5 protein-coding genes are annotated in these 5187 nt (G+C 60.9%); all 5 read right to left on the reverse strand.

The features are described 5' to 3' along the window. The coding region (larA, locus tag GX515_13080; GenBank protein ID HHY33928.1) for a nickel-dependent lactate racemase at positions 1-1343 on the reverse strand (1343 nt) is incomplete at its 3' end. A gap of 29 nt (positions 1344-1372) precedes the next feature. Continuing rightward, on the reverse strand, positions 1373-2659 hold the full coding sequence (locus GX515_13085; protein HHY33929.1) for an iron-containing alcohol dehydrogenase: 1287 nt from the start codon (positions 2657-2659) through the stop codon (positions 1373-1375). Positions 2660-2691: 32 nt separating this feature from the next. Next, positions 2692-3498 (reverse strand): sugar ABC transporter ATP-binding protein, encoded by an 807-nt coding sequence (locus tag GX515_13090; GenBank protein HHY33930.1) that lies wholly within the window; start codon positions 3496-3498, stop codon positions 2692-2694. Next, positions 3498-4460 carry an ABC transporter permease gene (locus tag GX515_13095; GenBank protein ID HHY33931.1) on the reverse strand — a complete coding sequence of 321 codons (963 nt, stop codon included), beginning with the start codon at positions 4458-4460 and terminating at the stop codon, positions 3498-3500. The genes GX515_13090 and GX515_13095 overlap by 1 nt, the downstream gene beginning before the upstream one ends. Positions 4461-4530: 70 nt before the next feature. Continuing rightward, positions 4531-5187, reverse strand: a 657-nt coding sequence (locus GX515_13100; GenBank protein HHY33932.1) for a substrate-binding domain-containing protein, incomplete at its 5' end; no start/stop codon positions are given.

Genomic DNA, 5187 nt, shown 5'->3' on the forward strand with positions numbered 1-5187 from the left:
AGGTAGGCGATCGTCGGGGCAGTGCCTCTTGCCTTGCACTCAGCTACAGCTTCAGCCACGGCGAGTTCGACCATCCGCGCCGTGTCGTCGAGAGAGCGCGAGTACCGCCTCTGAGGCGGCAAGAGCAGGTTGCCGTCCCTCCCAGGGAGGATGGCTGCGTCTTTGGGTGTGATGTGCGAGGCACAGTAGGTGAAGTTCTCCATCGGGATCTTCGCAAAGACCTTCGCCCACATCTGAACCTGCCATTGGTCGGGCACGAACTTCCAGCTAGGACTCATGATTAGGCGCACGTACGCGTCCGGACCGTGCAGCGCAAGAAGGTGCAGGACCGTCCTGTATGTCGGGCTTCCCACCGGATCCGTATCCACGTCATTGGCGCCCAAGATCAGTTTTCCACCGGACTTCAACACAGGTATGGCAACAACCGCGGCTTTCGCGGCCTGATAATGGTTGATCCCCACGAACCCCGCATGAGTCACCACGATATCGTACTCGCGCTCAATCGGGATGCTCACGTATTCGGCGAGCTTCCTCACGGCTGCGAGGTGGGCTTCCTCCAGGTCCCCCGCGTACACGCCGGTGATCTCGAATCGGCTGTTCAAAGTCACGTTGACTATGAAGTCAGCCCCGGCCATCTTGGCTACCTCAAGAGACTCCTCGTGACACGGGTTCCCGTCAAGAACGAGATCCCGGGCATTCGGCGACGACAGGAACGACGGCCCGTGGAAGATGTATGTGCTCTCCTCCCCGATGAGTCCGGGGCAGACAGACTTGCGGCCTCCTGACGCCCCGGCCATGAAGTGGCTCTCCACGAGCCCGGTCAGGATCTTCACGTCCGACTCCAGGTAAGTCTTGTTGATGAGCACGTGGGTCCCCCGCGACGTCGTGCCCAGGCTCGCGAGGCTCGCGCGGTCGCGGCAATCATGGCACACGATCTTGACCCCGCGAGCGGGAACAGATGGATCGATCATTTTCTCCAGTTCGTCCCCGGAGAGCAGCCTGTGCGTGCCCGTGGCCGCTATTATCGTGATCCGGCCCGGCTCAATCCCCGCACCAATGAGGGTATCCACGACAGGCGCGAGGATCCCCGACTCGCCACGGTACGGCACTGGCCTGGTGTTGTCCGAGATGACTATGGCGGCGGTCGCTCGCGGCTTGCCCTCCGCTTTCTTTCGCACGACCTCCGCGAGGCTCGGCGAGCCTATCGGCGTCTCAAGAGCCTCCCGGATCGCCCGGGCCGGGTTCCCGAGCGGCCCGGGCTCTGACATGGAGAGGCACACCGTCTCAGCTGGAAGCTCGACGTCCACCGATTCCGTCCCGAATCCCATTGGAAACCTCGGCATGGCAAGGCACCGCCTATCATTGACGATTCTTACTTCATATTCTTGATCAGGCTAAAGTCCCCCGTTTTCGCGGCAAGAAGGATCGGCCTCATGTACTCCTCGACGAGCGATGCGGAGAGCGGCACGGGCATGTTCTTCAGCTTCATGTCGAGCTGAGGATCCTTTGCCGCAGTCATGGCGCGCTCGATGTGCTCATCGGTGAACCCCGGGATCTCCGAGAGCGTCGTCGGGAAGCCAACCCTCACGCTCAGGTTGACCATCCCCTCTGCGGTCGCCACCCCGAGTTCGCGGCCGCTCAGCCGGTCGAGGTCGGCTGTGATGTACCCATAACGCTTGTAGATGTCGCCGACCACACGCAGCTGCCTCTCCACAGCTGGCGCGAAGAACACCGTGTAGTAGGGGTTCATCACCGCGCACGCCCGCCCGTGGCTGGCGATGTCCACGAGCGAGAAGCTCGTGAGGTGGGCGCCGTTCGTTCCCCCGACCATGATCGCGTATCCGCCGAGGTCTGTGGCGAGCCCGAGCGCCTCACGGACCTCATCGCTCTTGGGGTCTTCGATGACTCTCTCCATGTTGGCCACGGCAAGCTCGATGCCGACCTCTGCGATCTCTCTCGCAAGGTCGTACTTCTGCGGGCCTATTCCGAAGAACACCTCAAGGCAGTGCGCTATTGCGTCAAAGGCGCCATCTAGTGTCATTCCTTTCGGCATGCTCTTCGTAACCGCATAATCGAACACAGCGCGCGATGGCACTATGGCCTCGTCCACAATGAGCTTCTTCTGCCCGGCTACAGGATCGGTCACGTTGGAGTACTTCGTTAGATGCGCCCCCGAGCTCGCCGCGCTCTGGACCGCCACCATCGGCAGAAGCTTCTTGCCCGACTTGGCCAACACCGCACTAACCTGGCCCGTGCCGAAGTACGGGTCGATCTCCGGCTCATATTCGCCCAGGCTTGCGAGCACGTTCGCAGCCTTGACAGCATCGATGGTGCTGCCTCCCCCGACAGCTATGAGGCAGTCGGGCCTGAACTGGAGCACGTATGTAGTGATGCGGTACACGTCTTCCCTTGGCGCGTTGGGAGCCGCATCCGGGACGATTCGGTCGCCCGCGAGCCTCACACCCCTCTTGGAAAGCGATTCGACCACCGCGTCAACCACGTGCCTGAACCAATCGCCGCGGTTTGCCACGACAAGAGCGCTGTTTCCGAACCCAGAAGCGAATTCTCCGACCCTGTCGAGAACTCCGAGGCCGAAGGCGTAGCCATCACCCTTGAAGCCCCTCAGAAGCTCCCTCGCTCGAGCCTTCAAGTTTTCCATCTGAGACATCCTTCAGAAACCCTCCATTCCGACTACTGCTGTCTTGCCGATCTTGCCACTCGCTGCGCGCCATATGAGACGATTTGGACGAGCTCATCGACGGAGATCTCGTCTTTAGCGAAATCCCCGACCTTCCTCCCGTGCTCCAGAACGACTATCCTGTCTGCCACAGGATACACATGATACAGGTTGTGCGTGATGAATATCACCGCGAGCCCGCGCTTGCGGACTTCGTCGATGTAAGTCAGCACCTTGTTGGTCTCGTGCACTGAGAGCGCAGACGTCGGTTCGTCCAGTATGAGTAGTTTGCCGCCGAAGTGCATTGTCCTGCCGATCGCTATCGCCTGACGCTCGCCGCCCGAGAGGACCGAAACTTCGTCGTTTGCAGACCTGACCGCGATGCCGATGTCTCTGAGGGCTTCCTCAGTGACGAGCCGCATCTTCCTCACGTCGAGCAAGTTGAGAATTCCGACTTTCCGCTGAGGCTCAGCGCCCAAGAAGAAGTTCCTCGCGATGCTCATGTTCTCGATGAGCGCGAGATCCTGATACACGGTCTCGATACCGAGCCTCCGAGCGTCCTTGGGGGACGCAAACTCCACCCTCTGGCCCTCGAACCGCAGTTCTCCTTCATCGGGGCGGTACACTCCCGTGAGGATCTTGATGAGCGTGGACTTGCCCGCTCCGTTGTCCCCAACTAGGCCGGTAACCTCGCCTCGTCTTATCGCGATGTCGACCCTTTCGAGAGCGGTCACCTTCCCGAAACGTTTGCAGAGGCAGATCCCTTCCATGAGCGGGGCCGTGCCCTGCTCAGCATGGTTCGGCGCAACCGAATCTCGCATCACCGGTGCCACGAGATCACCTCCCCCAACCTCACGTTGAGCGCGACGGCAGCCACGACGATGAAACCGACGAACGCCATATACCAGTACGCCGGCGCTCCCACCATTACGAGACCGATCCTGATGGACGCCATAGTGACCGCACCGAGCATGGCCCCCAGTATGCTGCCGACGCCTCCGGTCAGGGAGTTGCCGCCGACGACTGCCGCTGCGATGGCTTCCAGCGGCAAGTCCTGGCCCCACACCGGCGACATCGAACCCATCCTGCCCAGCTGAAGACATCCAGCCAGGCCGGCCATCACACCTGCAAGGATGAAGTTGACCAGCTTGACCCTGGTGTCCGGGACGCCGAGCGCGCGTGCGGCCGCCCTCTTACCTCCGGTAGCGAACACCCAGTTCCCGTAGGCCGTTTTCTGCAGGGTCACCCAGAACACGGCGCCAACTATGAGCCACCAAACGGCGGAGATGTGGAACGTGTGGTACACCTTCGCTCCCCCGAGCCATCTCAGAAGCGGTACATCGGCAAACACGCTGATCGGCCAGCCCTGCGTCAGATAGAGGGCCACCCCTCTCCAGAACATCATTGCGCCCAAGGTCGTTATGAACGATGGGATCCTTGCGCTCAAGGTCACCAGGCCGTTCAGTGCGCCGATCCCAGCCGCGCACGCGAGAACGACCACGAAGGCGAGGTATGGATTCCAGGAGAAGCGCGTGATGAACATAGCCAGGAGCATGCCCGTGAGGGCAAAGTTGGATCCAACTGAGAGGTCCATCTCCCCAGCTATCATCAGAAAGCTGACTCCCACGGCCACGGTGCCGAGCTCTGCTGCGACGGTGACGATATCCCCGAGCGTTCCCGCGCTGAGAAACTCCTTCTTCATAGACATAAAGACGACATATACTACAACAAGTGCCACGGCCACTCCAACTTCGCGGTGGCCCAGCAGCGCCTTTATGCGCATGCCCACCCCTCCTTGGCAAAATGCGGGGAGGGGCACCTCCCCGCATTCCTTGCGAGGCACACCGTGCGGCTCATCTATAGCCCTGCTTCACAAGGGACGCGACCGCGTCCGCGGTTTCCGCGGTGACGAAGCCCCGTCCGGTGTCATAGTCGGCAGGGTTTAGCTTGTACTTCGCATACAGATAGAGCTCTACCACCGCCATGTAGCCCTGGAGGTATTGCTGCTGGTCAACGGTTCCCTCGCAGATCCCGTCCGAGATGGCCTGGATAACCGTCGGGTCAAGGTCGAATGATACCATGAGGACCTTGCCCTTCAGACCGTCGTCCCTGATCATCTTGATGGTCGGGATCGCCCCGAGCGGGCCCAGGGTAAAGATGGCCGCTGTGTCAGGGTTAGCTTTCAGGTAACTGCGGAGAATGCCGATTGCCTGCGTGGCGTCCTGAGTGATATCAAGTTTGTCTACTTTCCCGCCGATCTCCTTGGTGATCACCTCGGTGATGCCCTTTGCACGAGCCTCCAGGCCCACGTGGCCCGCCTGGTGAATCGCCACCACGACCCGGGCACCCTTCTTGAGCTTGGGCAACAGCTGGCGCGCCGCCATCTTGCCAGCCTCGTACTCGTCCATGCCGATGTAGGCCATGTAGGGGATGGTACCGCGAAGCTCCTCGGGTTCCTTGCAGTTAATGGCTATGACAGGGATGCCGCGCTTCCTGGCCTCTTTGATAGG

This window comes from Bacillota bacterium, from assembly GCA_012842395.1.
In the GTDB taxonomy this organism is placed as follows: domain Bacteria; phylum Bacillota; class SHA-98; order UBA4971; family UBA4971; genus UBA6256.